Source organism: Pseudomonas sp. FGI182 (assembly GCF_000511325.1).
Classification (GTDB): domain Bacteria; phylum Pseudomonadota; class Gammaproteobacteria; order Pseudomonadales; family Pseudomonadaceae; genus Aquipseudomonas; species Aquipseudomonas putida_Z.
Genome location: NZ_CP007012.1, coordinates 3,864,872 through 3,890,502 on the forward strand (window position 1 = coordinate 3,864,872; position 25,631 = coordinate 3,890,502).

The following is a 25,631-nucleotide window of genomic DNA, read 5'->3' on the forward strand; positions in this document are numbered from 1 at the left end:
CGGCCAAAGCGCTGGTGGAGGCTGCTGAACATCTCTATGCACAGTTGCGTAGTGGTAGAAAGACCAACTGCCTGCGTATGTCACGGCTGTCCGTCGGCATGCGCCTGGCACTTGTCAGCACTGGCGTGAACCTGCTGTGCTTTGCGGCCTTGGGCTTGCTGGGCGCGTTGTCCTGGAGCCATGCTGCCCTCTCCATGCTGCTATCGAGCTTGCTGCTCGGCGGCCTGTTGCGCTTCAGCCTGCGCCCCCTCGACGCCCTTGCCCGAAAAGCCAGGAATATCGCCGACAACCCTCTGAGCCAGATACTCTACAGTGGCCGCCGCGACCAATTTGGCCAGATCGATTTCACTTTGCAAATGCTCGAAGCCGAGACCCGGGCAATAGTCGGACGCATTGCCGATTCGTCCCGCCAGTTGAGCAAGGAAGCCGAAGAGCTAGTGTCTGCAGTGGACAACAACAATTGCGCGACCCTCCGCCAGCAGGGGGAAACTGCCCAGGTAGCCAGCGCCATAACCCAGATGGCCAGCAGTGTGCAGGAGGTGGCGCGCAACGCTCAGCTCACCGCCAGCGCCGCGAACCTGGCCAACCAGGAATCCGACCGCGGCCACCAACTGGTCGAGCAGACCCGCCAGCACATTGATAGCCTCGCCAACGAGGTGCAACAGACCAGCATGGTGATTCATCAACTGGAACAGCATGGCAATGAAATTGACCGCGTACTCGAGGTGATTCAAAGCATCGCCGAACAGACCAACCTGCTTGCCCTCAATGCCGCCATCGAGGCTGCCCGCGCCGGCGAGGCCGGCCGCGGTTTTGCAGTGGTCGCCGACGAGGTGCGCGGGCTGGCTTCGCGAACCCAGCAATCTACCGCGCACATCCAGGGCACCATCGATACCTTGCGACGCTCCACCGGGGATGCCGTACTTGCGATGCAGCGCAGCCACAGCAAGGCCGGCGTCAGCGTCGAGCAGGCACTGCTGGCCGCCCGGGCGCTGGACGGGATCACCCAGCGCGTCGATGAGATAAGCGGCATGAGTGTGCAGATCGCTGCCGCCGTAGAGGAGCAGAGCGCGGTGGGTGACAGCATCCAGTGCAACCTGGCCGGTATCAGTCAAACCACCCAGAAAAGCGTGCTTGCCAGCAACCAGAGTCGCGCCACTGCCGCCCACGTCGCCAAGCTGGCCGAACGCCTTCAACTGCTGTCGACGCAACTTTGGCGGCGTCAGCGCAATGGGTGACGGGTTCGCACCGTACTCCCAAGCCAACCCTCACAAGCCGGCCTGCGTGGTCGGCCCCAACTTGGGCGACTTCTGCAACAACCCTCGTGGCAACTGGAAACCTTTGAAAGGCTCCTGCGTTATAGGGTTGAAGGCTTTCTGCGCGTTAAGCCTGTAGCGCATCACGCCATCGCCGGTCCTGAAGCTCAGGTCCACGCTGGTCGCCGTGCGCCCATTGAGCGAGCCACGGCTGAGCAAGCGGAACATCGACCAGGGGCCACGGTACTCAAGGCTGCTGCTGTTCCCGTTCTGCCGGAGCAAGGTCAGGTTACTGCGCACCTGCTGCCCCAAGGTATTGGGCCAGACGATACCGGTGATCTGGCTCGGGCCATGGGTGTAGGGAATCAATTGACCGTCCAGGTCCAGCAAGCTTGTACGCTGGTTGGCACTCAGGCCCAACGGCTCGATGCTGAACTGCACACTGAGGTTGCCGCGCTGATCGAAGAAGGTCTCACGGATACGATCTGCCCGCTCCAGCTGTTCGAGCACATCACTGCGGATCAGCGACTGCCCCTGCTGGCCGGCCTGCAGGGCTTCGAGGTTATCCCTCAGGAAGACCTTCAGGTATTGATCATGGAACTGCTGCAGCCGCCCCTTCGGCCCGAAGAAGGCTTCAAAGTCGTCCAGCGAAGCGTCGGGAGCTTTCACGACGAAGGGGTAGCGCCCTGCCAGGCGCTGCTGGAAGAAGCTGTACACCTCGGCGTCCCAGCGTCGCTCCAACTCGCGCAGGGCTTCGACATTCAGCACTTGTGCTGTTTGATCGGCCATTTTTCTGACCTGGTGGTTGATCGGTTCCGGTAAGCCGGTGGCCACCCGCTGCAGGGTGCCGATGGGGTCTTGCCCTGTCATCGAGAATCGCTGATGCACGGCCTGCAGCGCGGCCTTGCCTCGGTCGGGGCTGTCCTGCACCGCCTTGGCGTAGTCGTGCACGGCCGCGATGGCAGCAAGGGTCTCGTCGTAGTAGCTGGGTTTCTCACCGGTTGCCTGCAGCATGGCACTCAGCCCGGCAAAGGCCCGCTGAATGGCCCAGGCCTGTTGTTGATCAGGCCTGCCACTTGTCGGCTGCAACGCTGCGACCTCCCCGGCTGCCTCAGCGACAACGGCTGATGAAAGCGAAGTGTTGTCCCTCACTGTGTCCAGCAACCGATGCAGGGGTGCTGCTGGCCCGGTCAACTGCTGCATGATCGCGACACCATGATCCAGGTCGCGGAAGTCGGCCACCGAGAAGGCGTTCAAGGCACGGCGCCAACTGTCAATGAAATCGGCGCTGTACAGGTTACGTAGCCGTTCGCCCAGCGCCTCCCGGTCGGCATCCGAGTAATCGAGCTGGTCGCGCTCGCCCAGTGCCCACTGGTCGATCATCGCCATCTCTGCAAACCGCTGGCTACGTGGCTCGAAGTACTCTCTGAAGCCCTTGGCGGTGAGCATTGGCGCTATCAGGACACCCTCCCCCTGCCTGAAGCCGGGTGAGGACTGATACACCACATCGAACGCTGGCCCCACCTGATGACGCAGGTCCAGGCCGGCATTCAACTGCTCGCCAGCCTGCTGTTTCAGGCTCGCGTAGACCCGCTCTGGCAGTGGTACCTTGCGCAGCACCTGCTGCACCTGTGCCATACGCTGGCTGTACTGCGGAAGTTCGGTATCGGCATAGGCCAAGGCATACTTCAAGTGCCGCATGAGGTCGCGTTGCAATTGCCCCTGCCCGGGGAACTTCTGTTGCCACTGGCGGGCCATCCAGACCTCGACCCATTCGGGGCGGCGGCTCTGGCGGTCCTCGAGCATTCGATAAACCCGAAGAGCAGCCATCTGCTGTTCGCTGCCCGGCGGCGCGGCGTCCATGGCATCGATCACACCGCTGGCCAAAGCTGGCAGAAAGCGCCTGGAGAGCAGGCTCAGGTAGGCCTCGTCGACGCGTGGGCCAATGGCGCGCCCCTGATACAAGCCAAGGTCGGAAACACCCGGCCACGCGGCACGATAGTCGCCAAACACCGACACGGCATCGCGTATCTGGTCCAGCGGCTCCAGCAGGTTGCGCCCGGTGGGGTCCAGACGCTGGTCCACTTCGTGATGACTGTACTCTCTGCTCTTGGCGAGCACATTGGCGGCCTTGGCGCCATTGATGTCAAAGTAGCGTTGCCAACTGGCGATGGCGACACTGAAGGCCAGCACGCCTACTGCAGAACCCACCCAGAGCAACCGACGTTTGCTGCGCGCTACCTTGATGTTGTCCCCGGCAAGGCCGGCCTCCTGGTAGATGACTCGCCGGAAGGCGTGCTGAATGAAGTAGACCAGCGCCTGCCCCTGCGCCTTGCCTTCACGCAGCGGAAACTCGGTCTTGTACGGCTGTGCCGCCTCACGCACGAACGCATTGAGCATGTCGCCCTGCTGCAAGACCGAAGACCAGTACACGCCACGTACCAAGGCAGGCGTGGTGAAGCGGTCACTTGCGAGGGTTTCTTTCAGGAAGGCCAACAGTATCGGACGCAGCCCGATCAACTGGGCATGCAACGAGAACAAGCGAATTCGCAATGGCGCACCGCCCAATACATCGAGCCGGTCCACTACCTGTTCAAACAATTGCCTGATCAACCGATCGTAATGATCGCCATATTCATCCAGCCAGGCATCGAACGTGCCGACCGCATCCAGTTTGAAGGTGAAGCCCAGCATGTTTTCCCGCATGGCGGCGGGAAGCCCAGCGTACAGCTGGTCGAAACCGTCCAGCAGATCGAATTTGGCCAGTACCACATACAGCGGCAAGCGCGAGCCCGACTGACTGCTCACTTCATACAGCCGCGTGCGTAGCACATGCGCCAAGGCGACACGTTGCTCAGGCGTGCCATGCAATAGCGCAGGCAGGTCAACGACCAACAGCAAGCCGTTGAGTGCTCTCTGGCTTCGGTTACGCACCAGCCAGCCCAGCATGTGTTCCCACAACCTGGCCGAGGTGGCGGGTGGTGCTTTCGACGTGTCCGACTCCTCGGCTGATGAGCCTGCCAACGATTCCTGACGGACGAAAGCGCCCGGCGGGTCGATGATCACCGCATCGTTGCTGACCCACCAGCCTATCGGATAAGCCAGCACTTGCGCTTGCCTGCCTCGCGCTTGTGCCTTGTCGATGCGGGTCAGGGAGAAACTCTGTTCGGTACGGTCGATGAAGCTGGTCTTGCCGGCCTGTTGGTCGCCCACCACCAGATACCACGGCAGCCGGTACAAGGCACGCCTGCCACCCGCATTGTCCAGATAGCGTGCCAGCCCTTGGTCCAAGGCTTTCTCCTGTGCCTGGACGAAAGGCAACACGTTGTCCAGTTCAGCGTCCACCGCCTGCTTGCGTTCGGCCTGCAAACGGCGAAAACGCCTGCGCAGCACCACAAGCCAGCAGAGTAGCGGCACCAACACAAGCGCCAGGCTGGCCAAACCGCGATGCGCCACGCTAGCCAGCGGCTGCTGCTCGCGCCAGACCCATTGCGGGCCGAGCCACCAGATTGCAACCAGCATCAATGCGGCACCTAGCCCGAGCAGCAGCGGCATGGCCAGGCCGATGCGGGCCAGCAGGGGCAAGCCCCAACGTTTAAGATGCTTCCACAGTTGATTCATCCTGACTCCCGTTCCTTGTTCCAATCAGCCCGTGATGGACCGTGCACGCGTATTGCTGAAGGCGTTGAAACACCTCAGGCTCCCAGGCGCTGGCGGTGGTTTCCTGCATCGTTCGGGCAACGCCTGCGCACAAGTCCTGGGCCAACCAGGACACGCCCCGAGCAGCCAGCAGGTCAGCCGCGATCACCGTGGTATGGCAGCGCTCACGCAGGCTGCGGAAGTCCGCCTGCATGCCCTGTAGCCTGAGCAACACCGCTTCCACGCCGCTGGTTTCCAGTTGGCAGGCCAGCTCCTCTCGCAACGTGGCGAATTCCTGAGAGGCTGCGTCCGAATCGGATTGCCCTTGTGCCCCCCTGAGCCACGCCAGACATTGGTCATCGACAAATACCTTGCCGTCGCTGAAGCACAACTGCTGCAGCGCGGGCATGCGCTGCACGAACCGCGCGGTCGCAGCGCGAATGGCCTCAGCCACCTCGCCCATCGCCAGCCGCGTGGCAGCGCTCGCTGCCAGAAAGCTGCCGCGAATCCAGTAGGGGCAGGCCGTCACGCTCTTTTCGATCCGCTGCAGCAGGGCCGCGTCGATTGCAGTAGCGGCAATGGCATCTTCATAGTCCCCGGCAATGTCCTGCGGCACCGCCATCAGCTCCGTGCGGTTGCCCTGCCTGGTTTGAGGCGGCGTCTGGATGTGCGCCCACAAGCCGAACCGACGCAACTGGTAGCCAGCAGGATCGTACGGGTCCTGTTGGTTGATCAGCTCGGCCATGGTCAGCATGGCCCTTCGTGATTCCCGCTCGTTGCCCAACGACACACGGGGCATTGGCGTGGCGATGACCTCGGCCAGTGGCGCAGCCTTGATGCCTTTTGCAGGGGGCTTGTCCGTGGTGGGCTCGGCAAGGCCGTTTGAAAGTTCCGTGTGCTTGCGTAGCAGGCACTCCAGTTCGCCAAGGGCCGCTTCATCGAGCTGCGCTGCTTCCCGCTGCTGTTGCAGGCGTTGCAACGCGCCCTGAGCTGCCGCGGCGTGCGCGGGGCTGAACGTGAAGCGGTCCAGGCGCGGCAACGCCACGAGCAAACGGTTGAGCATCAGGCCAACCAGCTTGCGCTTGCCGAGGAACCCTTTGGGGCCCGGTTTCGGGTATGCGCTTTCCCAATAGGCTTCGACCATGCCGGCCAGCAGTGCGAGGGTAAAACCCCAGCGCTCCCAGCATTGGCTGCGCAGCCAAACGACACCCAGGTGGGCGACGATGCGCAGGTGCTTGCACTCCTGGCCCAGGTACTGGCGGGACGCTTCTTCGATGTACGCCCAGTCGATGGAAGGCTCCTGCAACCCACCCAGCTTGACCATTTCCTGGTCGATGGCCTGGTAGGTTTCGTTCTCCACGTCGAACAGGCCGGCAGGGTTCTGCGCGTCGATGGGGGCAAGCAACCGGGCAATTTCCTGTGCGGTGACCTCTGCTACCAGCGACATGCCTTGCGCGCCTCATCGATGAGTGGGTCCAGCCCCTGAGCGTCGAAAACCAGCCCATCAACGGCTGGGTGGTCGCTCTCGACCTGAATGCGATGGGCCCCGATCAGTGGCTTGATCTGCTCGATGCCCGGCAAGCCCCTGCCAGCGTCAAGCACCTGGCCGTTCTCCGTCACCTGCCAGGGGGTAGCGAGAGTGGAGCCACGCTCCCCCTGCAATCGCACCATCACCCGGCCGGCATCGATGGGTTGTGCGGTAACCAGTTGCAACCTGGAAATGTTCTGCACACAACTGATCACCAGGTAGGGGTACGGTGCGACCGAAGCGATTGCGGGCGCCGAGATCATCAGCCCGTCATCCCCTTTTTCGAGGCGAAACGTCAGCTCCTCCGGCGGCCGCCCCGCCTCATGGGTCATCACACGACGCAGCGTGGGCGAATCCTGCTCCGGCGCGGACCATTGCAGTTTCGTCACATGCGCCGGGGTGCCAGCGGCCTGGTCGAAACAAGCCAGACGTTCGACGTTGGAGACTATCTGCGGGCAGTCCCTGGTCTGGCTCGCCAAACTTGGCGCCAGGGAGAGCAACATCGAAAGCCCAACGCCATATGCATAGCGGACAATCATTGGTTTCACTCACTCATCAAATACGGCAACAGCGCTACCCGACTGGCCAGTCACGCCTCAACAGTAGTCATTAAATACAATTACTGGATAGTGGAGCATCGAAACGAAACAAAGGCTAGTACAGACAAAACAATATTCACAACCAAATATTTCCTTACACTTTCACGCTCGACGCACAATATTTTTTCGGTGCATGGTTTTTTACACGCACATAGCGAGAAGCCAATTACGTTTAAATTTAAACATAACTTTGTAGGACGCTTCCTACATATATTCAAACTTCACGAAGGCTGAAACTCATGAGTAAAAGCTCAGGCTCCGTTGCACCCAAAGAACGCATAAACATCAAGTACGTACCGGCCACCGACGGCGAACAAGCCGAGGTAGAGCTGCCGCACAAGATGTTGGTCCTAGGCGATTTCGGCCTGGATGATGCCCGCGCGCTGGAAGACCGTTCGATCATGCGAATCGACAAACACAGTTTCAACAATGTGTTGAACGACGCCGATGTCAGCCTCGCCATGTCCGTGCCATCCATGCTCAGCACTGCCCCCGACGCAGAGCTGGCGGTCAACCTGCAGTTCAAGTCCATCAACGATTTCGGGCCAGACAGCATCGCCCGCCAGGTACCGGAGCTGAACAAGCTGCTGGAGCTTCGCGAGGCATTGGTCGCACTGAAAGGCCCACTGGGCAACGTGCCCACGTTCCGCAAGCAACTGCAGCACCTGCTGAACAACGAACAGGCACGCAAACAACTGGCAGAAGAACTTGACCTGGTGCTCGAGGCGCCAAAAGAAGACTGAGACAACGGAGCGTCCCCATGCCAAAGCAAAACAGCACGACCGTCGCGGTTGAAACAACAACCGAAACACTGAGCAACGCCACCCTGCTCGACCAGATCATGGCAGAAACCAAGTTGGTACCTACTCAAGAGGGCTATCAAGTCGCTCGCCAGGGTGTATCTGCTTTTATCGCCGAAATCCTTAAAAGCCATGACCCTGATCAACTCATCAACAAACATCGCGTCGACCAGATGATCGCTGAACTGGATCGGGTGCTCAGCAGGCAGATGGATGCCATCCTGCATCAGCCCGAGTTCCAGCAACTTGAATCCGCGTGGCGCAGCCTCAAACTTTTGGTCGACCGAACCGACTTCCGCGAGAACATCAAGCTCGAAGTCTTGCATGTCAGCAAAGATGACTTGCTCGATGACTTCGAGAATGCCGCCGATATCACTTGCAGCGGCATCTACAAGCATGTTTACACCGCAGGTTATGGCCAATTTGGTGGTGAACCCGTTGCAGCGATGGTTGGCAACTACAGCTTCGGCCCCTCTTCTCCCGATATAAAACTGCTGAGTTACATGGCCTCGGTCGGTGCCATGGCACACGCCCCTTTTCTCGCGGCGCCCTCTCCTGAGTTCTTCAACCTGAGCAGCTTTGAAGAGCTGCCCAATCTGAAGGAGATCAAGGACATTTTCGCCGGCCCCCGGCATGCCAAGTGGCGTGCGTTCCGCGAAAGCGAGGATGCCCGTCATACCGGGCTGACCGGGCCGCGATTCATGCTCCGCTCTGCCTATCACCCGCAAGAAAACCCGGTCCAGAGCTTCACCTACGACGAGGACATCGCCGGGCGGCACGACAACTATCTGTGGGGCAACTCCGCCTTCCTGCTGGCCAGCTGCATCAATGACAGCTTTGCCCGCTACCGCTGGTGCCCGAACATCATCGGCCCGCAGTCGGGTGGTGCCGTCGAAGACCTGCCGGTGCACCTGTACGAGTCACTGGGTCAGCTGCAGGCCAAGATTCCGACCGAAGTCCTGATCTCCGACCGCAAGGAGTTCGAGCTGGCCGAAGAGGGCTTCATCGCCCTGACCATGCGCAAGGACAGCGACAACGCCGCGTTCTTCTCGGCCAACTCGGTACAGAAGCCGAAGAACTTCCCCAAGACCCCGGAAGGCCTGCAAGCGCAAACCAACTACAAGCTCGGCACCCAGCTGCCCTACCTGTTCATCGTCAACCGGTTGGCCCACTACATCAAAGTGCTGCAGCGCGAGCAGATCGGTAGCTGGAAAGAGCGCAAGGACCTTGAGTCCGAACTGAACAAATGGATCAGGCAGTACGTCGCCGACCAGGAGAACCCGTCAGCCGATGTGCGCAGCCGTCGCCCGTTGCGTGCTGCAAGGGTCGAGGTGTCGGACGTTGCCGGTGACCCGGGCTGGTATCAGGTCTCGCTCGCCGTGCGCCCGCACTTCAAGTACATGGGGGCGAATTTCGAGATCTCCCTGGTCGGTCGGCTTGATACCCAATGAGTGGATTTTTCGACCGTTTGGTGACGGATCAACTCGCAAGCCGGGTGCCCTCCAGGCAAGAGAACGCTACCCAGAAGTTCGCCGCCATCAAGCGCCACCTGGAAACGCTGCTCAATGCTCGCCAGGGTTGCTCGCAAAGCAGCCCTGAGCTGGGCCTGAGTGACTTCAACGGGCACGACGCAAGCAGTGGCGACCTGCTGAAACAGGTGAGCGCGGACATCCGCCGCACCATTCAGCGCTTTGAGCCGCGTGTGCATGTGCGCGCGCTCAAGGCCGTCCCCGATTGCCATGCCCCGCTGGAACTGCATTTCAGGCTGGACTGCCACGTGCAGGTCAACAACCACACGGAGCAGCTGCAACTGGAGCTGCTGGTCAATGGCCATAACCGCCACACCCGAGTGAGGTGACCTATGTCACTCAAGGACCGATTCAGCGAAGAGTTGCGTTACCTCCATGAACTGGGGAACGACTTCGCCCAGGACAACCCACAACTTGCCCGCCTGCTCGGCAAGGGTGGCAGCGACCCGGATGTCGAACGCCTGATGGAAGCCTTTGCATTCCTCACGGCCAAACTGCGGCTCAAGCTGGAGGACGACCTGCCCGAGCTGACGCACCCCATGCTGCAGTTGCTGTGGCCCAACTACCTGCGGCCCCTGCCGAGCGCCACGATCATCCAGTTCACGCCGCGCAAGCAAGCGCTCAGCCAGTCGCAACCCATCGCCAAAGGCTCGCGGTTGTTCTCCAGCCCCGTGGATGGGGTGCCCTGCGAATTCCGCACCTGCACGGCGGTGGACATTCACCCGTTCGAGATCGAGTCGGTGAACGCAACCCAGACACTCGACAGTTCGGTGGTTCACATCGGCCTGCAAACCTTGGTCGAGCGGCCGCTGAATACCCTGGGCTGCGCCAGCCTCGACTTTCACCTGAGCGGTGACACCCAAACTGCCCGCACGCTGTACCTGTGGATAGCTCAATACCTCAAGCATGTCTGCGTGACAGTCAATGGTGGGGTACGCCGGCTGCCGGCCAGCAGCATCGTGTTCCCAGGCTTCAGCCCGGACGAAGCGCTGCTGCCTTACCCACAGAACGTCTTTGACGGTTACCGGATCCTGCAGGAGTACTTCGTATTTCCCGAGCGTTTCCACTTCGTCAGCGTCACCGGCCTGGAGAAAATCTGGCCTGATCAAGCGACTCAGCGGGTCGGCCTCGAATTTCACTTCACCCGACAGTTACCGGATTCGCTGCGTATCGGCAAAGCAGACTTCAGCCTGTTCTGCACCCCGGCAGTGAACCTGCTCAGCCACAGCGCCGAGCCCATCGACCTGTCCAACCGGCCCGCCCAGGTCGAGCTTGTGCCCAGAGGCAAGGAGCGGCACGCCTATGAAATCTTCAGTGTCGATCGGGTCATCAGCACCCGCACCACGACTGACGGAAGTACCGGCGAGCACCTGAGAACCTTCCGCCCCTTCGAGTCGTTCGCCCATGAGATCGAACATGTGCAAGGGCGCACGGCGCTGTACTACCGCTACACACTCGAGGACTCCCTGCGCGGCGATGGCGTCACCCATCGCATCGCTTTCGTGCGCGCCGATGCCAACGCCTACATCGGCGAGCTGGAAACAGCGTCCATCGACCTGACCTGCACCAACCGCGACCTGCCGCTGGCGTTGGGCATCGATGACATCAACGTGCTCACCGAGATCACGCCGCCCCTGGCCACCTATACCAACATCCGCGCCCCCACCCGCCCCTACCGGCCGGTGCTGGATGGCCAGTTGCAGTGGGCCCTGATCTCCAACATGTCGCTCAACTACCTATCGCTGCTCTCGGCCGAGCCGCTGAAAGCGGTCATCCGCGCTTACGACTTCGCGGCCTTGCACGACATCCAGCAGACACGCACCACCCGCAAACGCCTCGATGGCATCCGTGACGTGCAAACAGAGCCGCTGGACTGGCTGATCAAGGGCCAGCCCATTCGTGGGCTGCGCACGCAGCTGAAGCTGGATCAAAGCGCATTCCTCTGCGAAGGCGACCTGTACCTGTTCGGTTGCGTGCTCGCGCACTTCTTCGCCCTGTACGCCAGCATCAACTCCTTCCACCAACTGGAAGTGATCAACACCACCAACAACGAGCACTACACATGGCCAATCCAGACCGGCAAACAACCGCTGATCTAGCCGACAAGCTGTTCGCCGAGGCGCACCAGTACAACTTCTTCCAGTTGCTGGAACGCCTGCACGGCTTGCACGGGGATGACCTGGAACCACGCTGGCCAGATCAGGCCACCCGGCTGAGGGTGCGGCTTGCCAGTGACCCGCGGCTGAGTTTTCCGGTTTCCGACATATCCAAGGTCGAACGCATGCCCGGGGAAGCTGACCGCTATCGCGTGTGCACCACCTTCATGGGTTTGCATGGCACCGACTCGCCGCTGCCCACCTATTACCTGGAGCAGGTGGCATACGAGCATGCACAGGGCATCGGTGTGCGGCCGGCGTTCTTCGATTTCTTCAACCACTACCTGCTCAGCCTGCTGCATCGTATCTGGCGTAAATATCGCTACTACATCCGCTTTCAGCCGGGAGCTACCGATGGGTTCTCCCAGTACATCTTTGCCCTGCTCGGGTTGAATGACAGACAGTTGCGCGGGGACACGGCACTGCCGTGGAGCCGGCTGCTCAGTTTCGCCGGCGTCATTGCCAGCCGCAGCCGTGCGCCGGGCACGGTCGCCGGCATCATCGCCCACTGCTTCGACTTGAAGCAGGTACAGATCCGCGAGTTCGAAACCCGCTCGGTCCCCACTGCCGCCAGGCAACTGGTCAGCCTTGGCCGCAGCAACGGCGAACTGGGCAGCACTTTCATGGTGGGCAGCCGCACGCGAACACGCAGCAGCAAGTTCACCATCGTGATCAGCGAACTCGACCCAGCGCAATTGCGTGACCTGCTGCCCAGCGGCATCAACTTCGGCCGGTTACGGGCATTGATCGACTTCCTGCTGCGTGATGGCCTGGCCTACGACCTGGAGCTGCGCCTGAAGCAGAACGCACTGCCGCCCTTCTGCCTGCACCGTAGCCTGGGTGCCTACCTGGGCTGGACCAGCTTCGTCGATGACCGTCACGGCCTGAGCAGCCCTGTGGTGCGGTTCCGGGGGCGCTCATGAGCATTTTGACCTTGAGCATCACCAACCTGGATCAGTTGCAACACAACGTCACTGCCCGACATCAGTTCGATTGCACAGGCGGCACCATCGGTAGCGCGAAGGCCACCTGGCAAATCAACGACCGTGACCAGACCGTTGCACCGATCCATTGCGAGATCCGCTGGATCGAGGGCAGCTTCTGCGTCATCGATCGCTGTCAGCGTACCTACCTGAACGACAGCCTCCACAGCCTGGGGTCGCTTACCGCCAGGCGGCTGCTCGAGGGTGACCAGTTGCGCATTGGCGCCTATCGGCTGCAGGCCCAGCTTGCGCAGGCCGATGCACGCTCACTGGAGGACCTGTTCAGCCCTGAACAGACAACCCTTGATCACTGGTTGCTGGATGTTCCACCCGAGGCTTGTCATGCCGCTGCAACCGCCCCCAAGACTGTCGCGGACATCTGCTCGGCATTCGAACCGGGCATGGGCAACGACCCCTTGGCGGCACTGGACACAGAGGCAGCGCCAGCGCAGCAGAGCCCACTGGAACGCCTGATTGCAGGAGAACGCCCATGATGCGTCCAACATGCGTGGCCGGCCTGCTGACGGCGCTGATCGGGCTCTCGGGTTGCACGTCCCTGAGCAAGATTGGCCAGGTGGTGATGGACCCGTCATTGCCCGTCGGACCGCCCGGGGAACACCCCACCCAGGTCGCGTTCAGCATCAACGCCAGCCCAACGCTCAATGGCAACCCGAACAGCCTTGAGGTGGCGCCCGAGCCCGGGCCGGTTGTGGAGCCCAGCCCTTACGCGGTCAGCCTGAGTGCAGGCGACCCCTACGTGCTGACCGAGAAAGTCGGGACCCTGTTCGAGTACCTGCAGGAACAATTCCCGGCCATGTCACCCGTCGATTCGCCAGTTGACGATGGCGAGGATCCGGCGCGCTCCCCCATGGAAGAAAGTACCCCGGGCAGCTACGACGACCCGACCGTGGTGCTGACCTTGCCGCGCACCACCACCGTGGCCGCCGAGCCCGTCGCTACGCCCATGGCCGTGAAGATTCTGCAACTGCGCGACGACTCTCTCTTGCGCAACAGCGTTTACGAACTGCTGGACAAGGACCCTGCCGAGGCACTGCGCAGCACCTACATACGCGATGACGATTACCTGCTGCGCCCTGGCCAGTTCAAGTTCATCCCCTTTGCGCCCATCGAGGCCGAAACGCGCTTCGTCGCGGTGATCGCCGACTACCGGAACCAGGAAAACGCCACCTGGAGCCAGGTGCTGCGCATTCCGCCCCGCGGGCACCAGATCATCCTGTCGGTGTTGCTCAACGACACGCAGCTCCTGCTCAAGGAGGAAGACTGATGGCGCCTGTAACCCTGCCCTTCTCGCTTACTCACGCTGACATGGAGCGCTCATGAGTTCACGTAACCCTGTGCTGTGGCCGGAAGGCCTGTTCGTCAAACCGCAGCATTTCCAACAGGCCGCCCGTGCCGCCGAAGCGGCCCTGCATCAACGTCTTGGCAGCCTGAACGCAGCCTTCTATGGCTTCAGCGAGCTGCAGTTGAACGACGAGTATCTGAGCCTGGGCAAGGTCGCCATCACCCGTGCACGGGGCATCATGCCGGACGGCACGGTGTTCGATATCCCTGCAGACCTGCCACCACCGCCACCGCTGGAAATCGAAGACGACGGCGCGAAGGACAGCGAGATCTACCTGTGCCTGCCGCTGCGCACCGAAGGTGGCCGTGAAGTAAGCTGGCCCGATAACCCCGCCAACTTCCGTTACAGCGCCCAGGCCCTGGAAATCAAGGACACGCACAGCGCCGACGGTGACCTGGTGCAGGTTGACCTGGCGGTGCCCAACCTGCAGCTCAAACGCAAGGCCGACGACAGCAGCGCCTACACCCGCCTGGCCGTGACGCGCATTCTGGAACGGCGCCCCGATGGCAGCCTGCAACTGGATGAAGGCTTCTATCCCACCAGCGTCTCAGTGCGCGCCGTACCCGCGCTGCAACGGTATCTGGAAGAAATCACCAACTCCCTGCGCGAACGTGCGCGCAACCTCGCCGCCCGTATTGGCGCCTCAGGGCAGTCCGGCATCGCCGACATTCGCGACTTCAATCTGCTGCAGGCCATGAACCGCTGGTGGCCATGCTTCCAGCATCTGGCCAGACAGGGGCAGACCCACCCCGAACAGTTGTACCTGTGCATGAGCCAGGCCTGTGGCGAGTTCGTGACGTTTACCGACGAGAGCCGGCTGCCACAGGAATACCCCGCCTATCACCATACCGCGCTGCGCACCTCCTTCAAGCCGCTGGAGGACACGCTACGCCGAGCACTGAGCACGGTGCTGCAACCCCGCGCCGTTTCGCTGCCGCTGGAGACGCTGGAGTACGGCTTGCTGACAACCACGCTGGAGGATCGGCGCCTGATCGACGAGGCCGACTTCATTCTGGCAGTGCGAGCCCACATGCCGCCTCAGACATTGCGTCGGATGTTCGTGCAGAAGGCAAAGGTCGTCTCGCTGGAGTCGTTGAACGAAGTAGTGCCGCTGCAGCTTCCGGGGATTCCACTGGTGCCGCTGCCCGTGGCGCCTCGGGATCTGCCCTTCCATGCAGGCTTCACCTACTTCGAGCTGGACCGTCGCTCCCCGGCTTGGGCGGGCATGGAGGCATCCAGTGGCTTCGGTATCCACGTCGCGGGGGAGTTCCCGGGGCTGGAACTGCAGTTCTGGGCGATCAGGAGTGAATGAGATGAAACAAGAAAACAGCCCCCCAACTGATGCCGAACAGGTCGAAAGCGAGCAACTGCACGCGATGCTCGAGGCGTCGTTGTCCAACGACTCACCCGCACCAGCAGCGGCTGATGACGCTGAGCGAACGCCAAAGGCAGAGCCGGTGTATGAAGGCTACCCGGCAGACCCAGATTTCCAGCTACGTGGCGGCTACGACAACCTGATGCTGGATGCAGCCGCGCCACTGTTCGGCCTGGTGATACGCCTGCGCACACTGGATGCCTTGCCCAACATCAAGGAGGTGCACCAGCAGGTGCGCAACCAGATCGAAAACGTACGGGAAGAGATGCGCCAGCACGGCTACGAGCCCGCTCAGTTGCTGGCGTACTCATACGGTCTTTGCCTTTTCATCGATGAAGCTGTCATGGACAGGCCTTGGGGTAAAACCAGCTGCTGGAGCCAGGAGCCCCTGCTCAGCATCTTCCACGACGAAACCTGGGGTGGAGAGAAAGTCTTCACCGTACTGTCGCGCCTCATGCAGGAACCCAAACGTTACCAGGACGTGCTGGAGTTCATGTACTTCGCGCTTTGCCTCGGTTTGAAGGGCAAGTACGCCATCGCGCCGAAGGGCGAAGAATCCCTAAACGCATTGATACACCAACTCCACGGGATTATCCGAGAACTACGCGGCCCGACTCCGGAGACCGTCTGCGACCCGTACACCAACGTCGCCCCAAGCAACTTCCGCATGAACCGGCAATGGCCGTGGTGGAGCCCGTTGGTCATTTCCGCCCTCGCCATGGCGGTGGCCTACGGCATCTACAGCTACCGGCTGCACCTCATCACCACCGAGGTGCTGGAGTCGCTGAACGGCATCTTGCAGCAGTAGCGAGCCCACACACGGCTCAACTGATTTCAAGGAATTAGCGAAGCGTTTGCTTCGTTGACAAGCCCATCGCTCCCGATGGCCACGCCACCCTGAGTGCGCGTGTTTATATCCACATGGACGCAGGAGAAACTGCCATGCCAACACCCGCTTACATCAAGATCATTGGTCAAACTCAAGGCAACATCACTGCTGGCGCATTTACCGCTGAATCCGTCGGCAATGTTTACCAGGAAGGCCATGAAGATGAAATCCTGGTTCAGGAAATCCAGCATGAGGTGACCACGCCTACTGACCCGCAGAACGGCCAACCCACCGGTCAGCGCGTGCACAAGCCGCTCAAGTTCACCAGTTCGCTGAACAAGGCCACGCCTCTGATGTATCAAGCGCTGGCCACTGGCGAAATGCTGCCGACCGTTGAAGTCAACTGGTACCGCACTTCGATGGAAGGCAAACAGGAGCACTTCTTCACGACCAAACTCGAAGACGCCACCATCGTCAGCATCAACACCGTGTTACCCCACGCTCAAGACAAGGAGAACGAAAACTACACGCAGCTGATCGAGGTTGCGCTGACCTATCGAAAGATCACTTGGGCGCACGATGTGGCCAATACCGAAGGGTCTGACGACTGGCGCGCACCCGCCGCCTGATATTTACGAATGCTCCGGGTGGGTATATCTGCCCGGACTTTGTATTACTTCAGACTGCGGACAAGGATTGCTTATGCCTAGCCAATCTGATTTGCGTTACAGCTTCCAGCCTTTAGTTGGAAAAGCTGAATTCGAAGTGGTGTCGTTCGAACTCCGAGAGGGGATCAGCATGCCCTTCGAGTTGGAGCTGAAACTCATCAGCTTCGAAAACGATATCGACTTCGGCCACCTGCTCGACAAGCCCGTACTTTTTACCATCTGGAACGGCGAACGCCCGGTGCGTTACGTGCATGGCCTGGTCAGCCGATTCAGCCAGGCTGAAAGCGGCTTCTACCGCACCTACTATCACGCGCTGGTCGAGCCCCAGCTGGCCCGGGCCGACCTGCGCTCGAACTGGCGCATCTTCCAGCAGAAGACCGTCCCGCAAATTCTCGAGCTGATGCTCCAGCGCCAGGGCATCAACCAGTACGAACTGCGCGCCAGCATGGACCATCAGGTCCGCGAGTTCTGCGTTCAGGCCGGTGAGACGGACCTGGCGTTCATCACCCGCCTGGCTGCTGAAGAAGGCTTCGTCTACCGCTTTGCGCACAGTGAAAAGCTGCACAAGCTGATCATTGCCGATCGGCTGCAATCATTCGGCTTGATCAGCCATGGGACCATCAAGGCCGAGGATGACGACGAGGGCTTCTTTGATGCCGACGAGCCTGTAGACCCTGACAGCGTGCTGTACCAAGCCAACAGCGGTGGCGATCAAGCCATGCCGTGCCTTCGCCGCTTGCGCTACAGCGAACAGGTGCGCACCGCTCGCCAGGTTCAGCGCGACTACACCTTTACCAACCCGGCCTACCGCCAGGAACACAGAGCTGCCGGGCCCTTCCTGGAGCATCAGTCCACAGAGTACGAATTCTTCGATTACCCAGGCCGTTACAAACGCGATGCGGTAGGCAAGCCGTTCACTGAAAACCGCATCACTGCGTTGCGCCACGATGTGCGTATTGCAGAGGTTGAGGGTGACGATGTTCGCCTGCAACCGGGCCTGAGCTTCACCTTGACAGGTCACCCACGTGACGACCTCAACACGCATTGGCGGGTGAACACGGTTACCCACAAAGGAATCCAGTTCACCAGCCTGCAGGAAGAAGCCGCAGGTGTGGAACAAGGCACGCGCTACGAGCAGACCGCAGTGCTGGTCCCCGGTCGGACCGAATGGCGCCCTGCCCCACTGGAAAAACCGCGAATCGACGGCCCGCACATGGCTACCGTAGTCGGCCCGAAGGGAGAAGAGATCTATTGCGATGAGTGGGGCCGGGTGAAGGTCAGCTTTCCCTGGGACCGTGAAAGCCAGAACAACGAGTTCAGCTCCTGCTGGGTGCGTGTGTCGCAAGGCTGGGCCGGTGGCAGCTGGGGCTCGATGGCGATCCCGCGCATCGGCCAGGACGTGATCATCCAGTACGTCAACGGTGACCCCGACCAGCCGATGATTACCGGGCGTACCTACTGTGGTGATCAGCTCCCGCCCTACGACCTGCCCGACCACAAGACCCGCATGACCATCAAGAGCCAGACCCACAAAGGCGATGGTTTCAATGAGCTGCGCTTTGAGGACGAACTGGGCAAGGAAGAGGTGTTCATCCATGCCCAGAAGGACCAGAACACCCAGGTCAACAACAACCAGTCTCTCACCGTCGGTGTTGATCGCACCCAGAGCATTGGCCAGGACGAGTCCGTTGCCATCGGACGCAATCGCCTGCGCGTCGTCAAGGCCAACGACACGCTGAAAGTCGGCGGCGGCAAAAACGACCTCATCGCCGGCGACTACGAGATCGAAGCAGGCAACACCCTGCGCCTCAAGTGCGGCAAGACACTGATCGAGATGCAGGCCAACGGCACGCTCAATATCACCTGCGAGACCTTCAACCTCACCGGGCAACAGACCGGACAGATCAACACGCCCGCAGCGAAGCTCGACCTCAACCCTGAGGGCGGAGCGGCAGGTGCCGCAGCGGATGGACGCGATAGCAGTGCACTGAAAGCTGATGTGGATGGGCATTTCAAGTAGCTGCTTGCACTTGCCCGTACGTAAAGACCTCCTGAAAGGACTCCCGCAATGACGGAATACCTGACTCACGACCTGATCCTCAATCTAGGCGAGGAAGCACCTGAAGACCTCACGCTCAACATGCTGCGCTTTCGTGCCCGAGACACCACGTTGGTAATGGCGCGCAGCCCCGTCGCCAACGACAAGACCCTGGACCAAGCCATCGATGACCAACTGCGGATGCTGCGAAAAAAGTCCGGGGCAATGACCATCACACCCACGAAGATCGCGCGTTTGGGGGGCGGTGAACACTCCGTCGAAGCCCGCGAAATGGCCATTGAATTCAAGGTGGGGGACAAGCCCAATTTCCAGCTCCAGGCCGCCTGCATGATTCCAGGTCAGCACCGGTTGCTGGTGATCAACTACAGCAAGCCAAGCCCTTTGAGCAGCGACGACATCGAGCACTGGCGCGCAATCAAACAACAGCTCCGGTTCACCTGACCCCTTCACCACCCAGGTCAACCTCATTCAGAACTTTTGGAGTTTGCAAGCCATGGCGCAGATCGTTCACGCCGCCCGCATGGGCGATGAAATCCTGCATCCGTCCCTGATCGCCGAAATGGTCAGTGCAGTTGCAGAGGCCGTCATTTATGCCGCAGCCACCGCCGCCGTGGCTGCCGCTATCAGCCTGGCCGTTGTCGGTACTGTCGCGACGGGGGGCGCAGCTGGCATCGCCATCGCCGCCGTTGCGGGGGTGGCGGTCGGTGCGATGAGCACCCTTTCGGTCGGTGAAGACCAGACTGTCGGCGATGCCATCTCCCGCTTTTGCGACAGCCTTGGCAACAGCGTGGATGCACCCGACCCCTATGGAAAGATCGAAAGCGGGTCACACAACGTGTTCGTCAACAGCAAGCCCGCCGCTCGCGCAGCCGGTATCACAGGGCCGCCAGGAGGGGGAGCGGCCGACGCAGAGCAAGCAGAGCCTTCGATTCTGGAGAACGTGGGTTCCATGGCCATGGCGGCGGTGCCCTACCTGTTCCCGGTGGTGGGGCTGGGCATGGCGATACGCGACATCTTCAACCCGCCCGTCACTACACCAAAGGACCCTGGCGCGGAATCCAAAGAGCAGGACAAGATTTCATGCAGCCGCCACCCGCCTTTGCCCGAAAACCATATTGCGCAAGGGTCGGACAAAGTCTTCATCAACGGCCAGCCTGCAGCGCGATCGGGTGACAAGACCACCTGCGACGCCACGATCGATGTGAATGAGAAGGTATCGCCGAATGTACGCATTGGCGGCGGGACGGCGACGGTTCGGGATATTCGCAATGGCAAGAGCAAGGTTGCGATGTTTACCGGGATCATTGCGGGGATACTCATTTCACGACGTTTTGGGCGCATCAAAGGTTGTAAATTGGGCAACCCCGTTGCGGTCGCCACGGGTAGCAAGTTCCAGGACGGTCCGGAGGATGTTGATTTCAACTTACCTGGCTTGCTGGGAATCCAATGGGCTCGTAGTTACGACAGTAGAGACTTACGCACCGGCGGCCTGTTCGGAAAGGGCTGGAGTGTTCCTTATGAGGTTGAACTGGTCCGCGTCCCGCATCCTGAAGGCGGCGAGTTGTGGATTTACGTCGATGAAGAAGGCAATCGCCTGGAACTCGGGCGCCTGCGCGCCGGCGATGCCTTTGTCAGTGTTGTGGACGGCTTGGCTTTCTTCCAGTTGGAGGATGGCCAAACAGTTGTCGAGGACATTCATGAGGGGCGCTACAAGGTTTTTGATGTCGACCCGCACGAGCCCAGTCGTTCAAGACTCATCAGGCTGAGCGACCGCAATCTCAATTACATAGATGTGCTTTACGACAAACAAGGTCGCCTTCAAGCACTCTATGACAAGTACGGCCAGACGGTTGTCCAGCTTCATTATGATGCTGCGCATGCAAGGCGCGTATGCAAGGTGTCGCGGCTCTTCCTGTCAAACAACGGTGAGCCCGCTATCGAGCGGAACGAGCTGCTGGTCAGCTACAGCTATACCGACAGTGGGCAGTTGCAGGAAGTCCTGGATGCGACAGGTCAGGTGGTGCGTAACTTCGGTTATACCGAAGAGGGCTATCTGAAGCGTCACCAACTGGCCAGCGGCGCCGTCCGCGAGTACGAATGGGCACGCTACACCATTCCTGAAAAACGTCCTACACCAAGACGGGCGGACGGAACACCCTATCGCCTGCCGCCTTTGCTTGAGCCGCAACCTGATCACGAATGGCGGGTGGTTCGTCACTGGGGCAGCGATGGGGAGGAGTACAAGTTCGAGTACAACCTCGAAGAAGGCGAAACCCTCGTAACAGACGGACTGGGACGTATAGACCGCTATTTCTGGGGCCCGCTGTACGACGTTTACAAGCATGTCGATGCACTTGGGAACTGCTGGCAAGCAGAGATCGTCGCCGGCCAGTTGGTCAAACGAACTGATCCACAGGGCGGCGAGTGGGGATACAGCTATGACGATATCGGGCGTCTGATCGAGACACGTGACCCGCTTGGGCGAAGCGAACGCATAAGCTATCTGCGCCACTGGGCTTTGCCCGTTCAGGTCACAGGCGGAGCAGGACGTACCCGGCGCTACGGCTACGATGCTCATGGCAATTTGCTGTGGGAGCAGGACCCACTGGGCCGGAGCACGCAGTATCAATACAACCCGGAAGGTCGTGTTACCCGCGTCACCGATGCCCTCGAAAAGACCAAGCACCTGGGTTGGAACACCCGTGGCCAGCTGCTCAGCTATCGCGACTGCAGTAACAACCAGACGCTGTACCACTACGACTTGCATGGCCGCCTGAGCGAAAGCATCAATGCCCGCGGAGAGCAGACCCACTTCCGCTATGACGCTCGCGGCTATCTCATAGAAAGCGAACGACCCGATGGTCGTATCGACCGCTACGAAGTTGATACCGCCGGCCAGCTGACGCGCTACATCGATCCCGCGCAAAAGATCTTGCAGTTTCGCTATGACCGCAGCGGCCGCCTGGTCAAACGCACCGATGCCATGGGGTACAGCGTGAAGTTTCGCTACGACGCCTATGGTCGCCTGCTGCAACTCACCAACGAGAATGAAGAGTCCTACACGTTTGGCTGGGACAAACTTGACCGCCTGGTGGCACAACAAGATCTGGATGGAAGTGGCCGGATATACGAGTACGACACACTCGACGGTGTCACCAGCCTAACCCATGTCCCCTCTTCATACGAACAGCCACCCCTCTCCGACAACGCCCCGCCGACACGGGCCACTTCGATTCGCCATGATTTCCAACGTGATGCCGTTGGCCGCCTGCTGAGCAAACGCACCGAGGATGGCATCACCGACTACAGCTACGACACCGCCGACAACCTGTTGTCCATCACGTTCACGGACAACGAGGGTGAGCAACAGCAGCTTGATTACACCTATGACGCGAACGGGCAGTTGCTCAGCGAAACCAACAGTGCCGGGCTGCTGCAATACCGCTATGACGAACTGGGCAATCTGCAGACGTTGACACTGCCTGACCAGCGACAACTGAACTACCTGCACTACGGCAGTGGGCACCTTCATCAGATCAACCTGAACGGCCGGGTCATCAGTGACTTCGAGCGCGATGCGGTGCACGACGAAGTGCTACGTACTCAGGGAAGTCTCATCACTCGCACCCGCTATGACCAGAGCGGCCGTCTGGGTAGCAAGACCATCCACTATCGCGATGCCCCGGTTGAAATGCTGCCGTTACTTGAGAAGAGCTACCGCTACGATGCTAGTGACAACCTGATTGCTGAGATTCTGACCCAAACCCAGCGTCGTGGTGTTGCCGACGTTGCAACTGAAGACGCCGCACACCTTGAACAGATCATCGGCCATTTTCATCGCTCCCCACACACCGGCAAGAGTTACACCGGTAGCAACCGGTATGGCTACGATCCGAACGAGCAGTTGCAGAGTACTCAGCAGTCTCGCCCCAACTGGCAAGCGACACAGGTTGAGGATTTCAAATATGACAAGGCCGGCAACCTGTTCGACGGGCCGAAGCTCAACGGCCTGATCAAACACAACCGTGTACTGGTCTATCAGGACAAACGCTATCGCTATGATCGATTTGGGCGATTGTGCGAGAAAAGGATTGGGAGTAACTGGGTACAGTACTTCGAGTACGACGCTGAACAACGTCTGATTTGCGTAGACCAGTATCGCAGCGGTGAGCGCGAACGTGTTGTGTTTCGTTACGATCCTCTGGGAAGACGAATCAGCAAGAAGGTTTACCAAGGCGAACACTCAGAACCACGCCAACAGGTAGTGTTCTACTGGCAAGGGTTCCGCCTGCTGCAGGAGATACAGAGTGGTATGTACAGTCTTTTCATCTATGCCAACACGAACGGCTATGAGCCATTGGCGCGAATAGATGGAAGTCCTAGCCAAGAGGATATCCACTATTTTCACACCAACTTGGCAGGACTTCCTGAACAACTAACCGATAGCAATGGGGATATCACGTGGCGAAGTGACTATCATGGCTGGGGCAAGACACATGGCGAGTGGCACCGCTTAGCAGAAAGACGACAACAAAATCTTCGACATCAAGGCCAGTACGCAGATATTGAAATATCTTTTTATTACAATGTTTTCAGACTCTACGACCCAGATCTTGGTCGCTTCACACAGCCGGATCCTATCGGGCTCATGGGTAACACCAATCTTTATCCATACCCACCGAATCCGACTACCTATACCGACCCACTTGGTCTGGACTGGAACTACGTCCTAGTCGACAGTAGTGGCCCATATTACCATGGGCGCGCATCTGATAAAGAAACCCTAAAGACCGTAGCGCGGCGCCATAGTAAGAACAAAGGTATCGATGGATACCGCTTCCAAGCTGGAGATACAATTCACCAGGTCACACCAGTCGGCACGAGAAGAGACATTGTCCGGGGGATAGAAGATATTGGTAGTCGCGAGAATGGCGTACTTGGCCGTGGAACAGGTAGAGTTAGAGGAAACGTGGATCCTGGCATCTCAGACAAAAACCGTAACCGTCCAGCATATCTTGCTCAAGCAGGGGCTTATTTAGAAAGTAAAGGGGTCACATCACCAACCAAACTTCCCTCTCTTAACAACATGGCTCACCCACACACCCCACCCACTCAGAAAATCCCAAGTATTTGCAAATAGCAGAGCACTCCATCATGAAAATCCCAGCCAGAACCAAAAAAGCGTTAAAGAATTACTCTATAGGTATAGACAGCCATGACGAAGATATCAGCATCTTGATTGAATCAGAGCTATACATCCCCCCAAAAAAAATGTCTCACGACGAGTGCCTGAGGTGGCTTGACCATTCACTCAAATCAACATCCAAAAAACTTGTTACAGATCACTTCCTCTACGGGGTTCAAAACTTCAAACCTGAATACAGAGCCGCTTTTTCGGCCTTTTCAGTTGCATCAAAGTTACCACGCCACACTTACCAAGGACTCGACGTTTACTGCAAAACTTGCGGAGCCTTCGAGACTCAAACCATAGACCTGACACTTATCAACTGTTCCAGATATCTCTACGGCTCATTAAGAAGCATGACTCCTGCAGATCTAGCTCTCTATTTACAACTAGACACTAATCTACCAGCACCAAAAAAATTCACAAACGAGAGATTCATAGTTCTTTTAAGCGAACTAGCCATCTCTCCAATAAACGAGACCCCCACATCGCTGCTTAAAAGACTAAGCAACAATAAGCACTTAAATTTTCCAAAAGAAGAAATCAGAGGCCTACTAGAAACTCTCGGATTTACCGGAATCTTGCAATCCCCTTTGCACCCAGGCTATATCTATGAATACACACCTCCCTTTTCAAAATCCGCAAAAACATCAAAATCTGATTGGCGATACCCCATTGACTTCTGGACAGGCACAAACGGAATTAATGACTCAGCTATAAAATTTTGGTTTTCCGAACAGCAAGATATCATGGACAAAATATAAAAACTCACAGCAATTGGAGTGAGTGAACAATAGAAACCAATATAGATGTATATCTATTACTGCCGCTCCTGCCCTAGGGACTCTCCGATCAAGTCAGCACAACCAGAGCCATGGAACGCGGTGAAGGCATGGATATGATGAATGTCGAGCTGACCATTCACTAAGCGAAAAGGGCGATCAACAGACATCCAGCAGTATGTCTGTTGCCACCAAATAAAACCACTTGCCCACAGGAGAAAAACATGGAACTCCCTTTCGCAAAATTCCAAGCCCAATACACCAACATGCAAAGTGGTGCCATTAATAAAAATCCACTTTACGCAAAGGTTAAGACAAATGGACAAGAAAAAGCCATTTACCCATAATGACATCATGCTCAACGACTCACTGCCAGGATTGAGCATTAACTCATTAAAACAGATATTCCCTAACAATTTCCCTGGAAGAGACAGCCTAATATCATTTTACTCCACCTATAATGGAGGATACTTTGATGGCGGCGCCTATATCTACAGAGAAGACATTAACACCTTAAAGCCAGACGACTACAACCTCCTAGAAATCGAAGCGTTCAACTTTATACCCGCGCACCCAAACCAGACACACTCAAGATTAATGTCGACAATAGAAAAACTAGACTTAAGAATAATTCATCACAAAGCTAACTCCTGCTTTCTTTCAAAAAACATCCCTTTCGCGGGTGACGCTGGCGACAACAACTTCTGGATTGACACAGCAACCGGAGTTATTAGATACACGAGATCAGAGCAACTATCCGATCCCTCGCGCGCAATACTTGTCGCTCCCAATTTTCGCACTTTCCTCGACGCCATAAGAGGACCGAGAAAACCATAATTATATAAATATCACCATCTGCGTGGCGTTATAAACACTGACG

The 25,631-nt window shown here is 58.8% G+C and carries 20 protein-coding genes; 17 read left to right on the plus strand and 3 right to left on the minus strand.

The genetic code is table 11. The annotated features are described in order from the left end of the window. Nucleotides 1-98: 98 nt before the first annotated feature. Complete coding sequence (locus C163_RS17060; RefSeq protein ID WP_371257962.1) at nucleotides 99-1,238, plus strand: methyl-accepting chemotaxis protein; 1,140 nt, start codon at nucleotides 99-101, stop codon at nucleotides 1,236-1,238. A gap of 30 nt (nucleotides 1,239-1,268) precedes the next feature. Here C163_RS17060 and tssM read toward each other — a convergent pair whose 3' ends face one another. Genes tssM through vasI form a run of 3 tightly spaced genes read right to left on the minus strand, consistent with a single transcriptional unit; the run spans nucleotide 1,269 to nucleotide 6,962 of the window. Continuing rightward, nucleotides 1,269-4,877: a type VI secretion system membrane subunit TssM gene (gene tssM / locus C163_RS17065; protein ID WP_025339891.1), complete on the minus strand. Its 3,609-nt coding sequence runs from the start codon at nucleotides 4,875-4,877 to the stop codon at nucleotides 1,269-1,271. Then, complete coding sequence (tssA, locus tag C163_RS17070) at nucleotides 4,852-6,342, minus strand: type VI secretion system protein TssA (RefSeq protein WP_038408227.1); 1,491 nt, start codon at nucleotides 6,340-6,342, stop codon at nucleotides 4,852-4,854. Before tssA ends, tssM begins: the two co-directional genes overlap by 26 nt. Then, entirely contained in the window at nucleotides 6,330-6,962 is a 633-nt protein-coding gene (gene vasI, locus C163_RS17075) for a type VI secretion system-associated protein VasI (RefSeq protein ID WP_025339892.1), read from the minus strand. The genes tssA and vasI overlap by 13 nt, the downstream gene beginning before the upstream one ends. A gap of 299 nt (nucleotides 6,963-7,261) precedes the next feature. Here vasI and tssB point away from each other — a divergent pair, with 299 nt between their 5' ends. From tssB to C163_RS27755, 16 genes are all read left to right on the plus strand, one after another. Beyond that, the gene (tssB, locus tag C163_RS17080) at nucleotides 7,262-7,765 is read left to right on the plus strand and encodes a type VI secretion system contractile sheath small subunit (protein WP_025339893.1); all 504 of its coding nucleotides are present in this window, start codon (nucleotides 7,262-7,264) and stop codon (nucleotides 7,763-7,765) included. 17 nt (nucleotides 7,766-7,782) lie between these two features. Continuing rightward, nucleotides 7,783-9,273 carry a type VI secretion system contractile sheath large subunit gene (tssC, locus tag C163_RS17085; protein ID WP_025339894.1) on the plus strand — a complete coding sequence of 497 codons (1,491 nt, stop codon included), beginning with the start codon at nucleotides 7,783-7,785 and terminating at the stop codon, nucleotides 9,271-9,273. Further along, nucleotides 9,270-9,680: a type VI secretion system baseplate subunit TssE gene (gene tssE, locus C163_RS17090; RefSeq protein ID WP_025339895.1), complete on the plus strand. Its 411-nt coding sequence runs from the start codon at nucleotides 9,270-9,272 to the stop codon at nucleotides 9,678-9,680. The genes tssC and tssE overlap by 4 nt, the downstream gene beginning before the upstream one ends. A gap of 3 nt (nucleotides 9,681-9,683) precedes the next feature. Continuing rightward, on the plus strand, nucleotides 9,684-11,450 hold the full coding sequence (tssF, locus tag C163_RS17095) for a type VI secretion system baseplate subunit TssF (protein WP_025339896.1): 1,767 nt from the start codon (nucleotides 9,684-9,686) through the stop codon (nucleotides 11,448-11,450). Next, a complete protein-coding gene (gene tssG, locus C163_RS17100) occupies nucleotides 11,414-12,430 on the plus strand; it encodes a type VI secretion system baseplate subunit TssG (RefSeq protein ID WP_025339897.1) in 1,017 nt (338 codons plus the stop codon). The genes tssF and tssG overlap by 37 nt, the downstream gene beginning before the upstream one ends. Next, complete coding sequence (locus tag C163_RS17105; RefSeq protein ID WP_025339898.1) at nucleotides 12,427-12,984, plus strand: FHA domain-containing protein; 558 nt, start codon at nucleotides 12,427-12,429, stop codon at nucleotides 12,982-12,984. The genes tssG and C163_RS17105 overlap by 4 nt, the downstream gene beginning before the upstream one ends. Next, nucleotides 12,981-13,775, plus strand: coding sequence for a type VI secretion system lipoprotein TssJ (gene tssJ, locus C163_RS17110; RefSeq protein WP_025339899.1), 795 nt, complete (start codon nucleotides 12,981-12,983; stop codon nucleotides 13,773-13,775). Before C163_RS17105 ends, tssJ begins: the two co-directional genes overlap by 4 nt. Before the next feature lie 52 nt (nucleotides 13,776-13,827). Then, complete coding sequence (gene tssK, locus C163_RS17115; protein WP_025339900.1) at nucleotides 13,828-15,165, plus strand: type VI secretion system baseplate subunit TssK; 1,338 nt, start codon at nucleotides 13,828-13,830, stop codon at nucleotides 15,163-15,165. A 1-nt stretch (nucleotide 15,166) separates the two neighbouring features. Next, complete coding sequence (gene icmH / locus C163_RS17120) at nucleotides 15,167-16,036, plus strand: type IVB secretion system protein IcmH/DotU (protein WP_025339901.1); 870 nt, start codon at nucleotides 15,167-15,169, stop codon at nucleotides 16,034-16,036. 134 nt (nucleotides 16,037-16,170) lie between these two features. Next, nucleotides 16,171-16,686, plus strand: coding sequence for an Hcp family type VI secretion system effector (locus C163_RS17125; RefSeq protein WP_025339902.1), 516 nt, complete (start codon nucleotides 16,171-16,173; stop codon nucleotides 16,684-16,686). Nucleotides 16,687-16,759: 73 nt separating this feature from the next. Beyond that, nucleotides 16,760-18,745, plus strand: a complete 1,986-nt coding sequence (locus tag C163_RS17130; protein ID WP_025339903.1) for a type VI secretion system Vgr family protein — start codon at nucleotides 16,760-16,762, stop codon at nucleotides 18,743-18,745. 48 nt (nucleotides 18,746-18,793) lie between these two features. Next, entirely contained in the window at nucleotides 18,794-19,225 is a 432-nt protein-coding gene (locus C163_RS17135; protein WP_025339904.1) for a DcrB-related protein, read from the plus strand. A gap of 52 nt (nucleotides 19,226-19,277) precedes the next feature. Continuing rightward, nucleotides 19,278-23,924, plus strand: coding sequence for an RHS repeat-associated core domain-containing protein (locus C163_RS17140; protein ID WP_025339905.1), 4,647 nt, complete (start codon nucleotides 19,278-19,280; stop codon nucleotides 23,922-23,924). A gap of 14 nt (nucleotides 23,925-23,938) precedes the next feature. Next, on the plus strand, nucleotides 23,939-24,733 hold the full coding sequence (locus C163_RS27220; RefSeq protein ID WP_155951635.1) for a hypothetical protein: 795 nt from the start codon (nucleotides 23,939-23,941) through the stop codon (nucleotides 24,731-24,733). A gap of 242 nt (nucleotides 24,734-24,975) precedes the next feature. Further along, on the plus strand, nucleotides 24,976-25,098 hold the full coding sequence (locus tag C163_RS27540; RefSeq protein ID WP_256220376.1) for a hypothetical protein: 123 nt from the start codon (nucleotides 24,976-24,978) through the stop codon (nucleotides 25,096-25,098). Between the two features lie 7 nt (nucleotides 25,099-25,105). Further along, the gene (locus C163_RS27755) at nucleotides 25,106-25,588 is read left to right on the plus strand and encodes an SMI1/KNR4 family protein (protein ID WP_371257963.1); all 483 of its coding nucleotides are present in this window, start codon (nucleotides 25,106-25,108) and stop codon (nucleotides 25,586-25,588) included. Nucleotides 25,589-25,631: the final 43 nt, after the last annotated feature.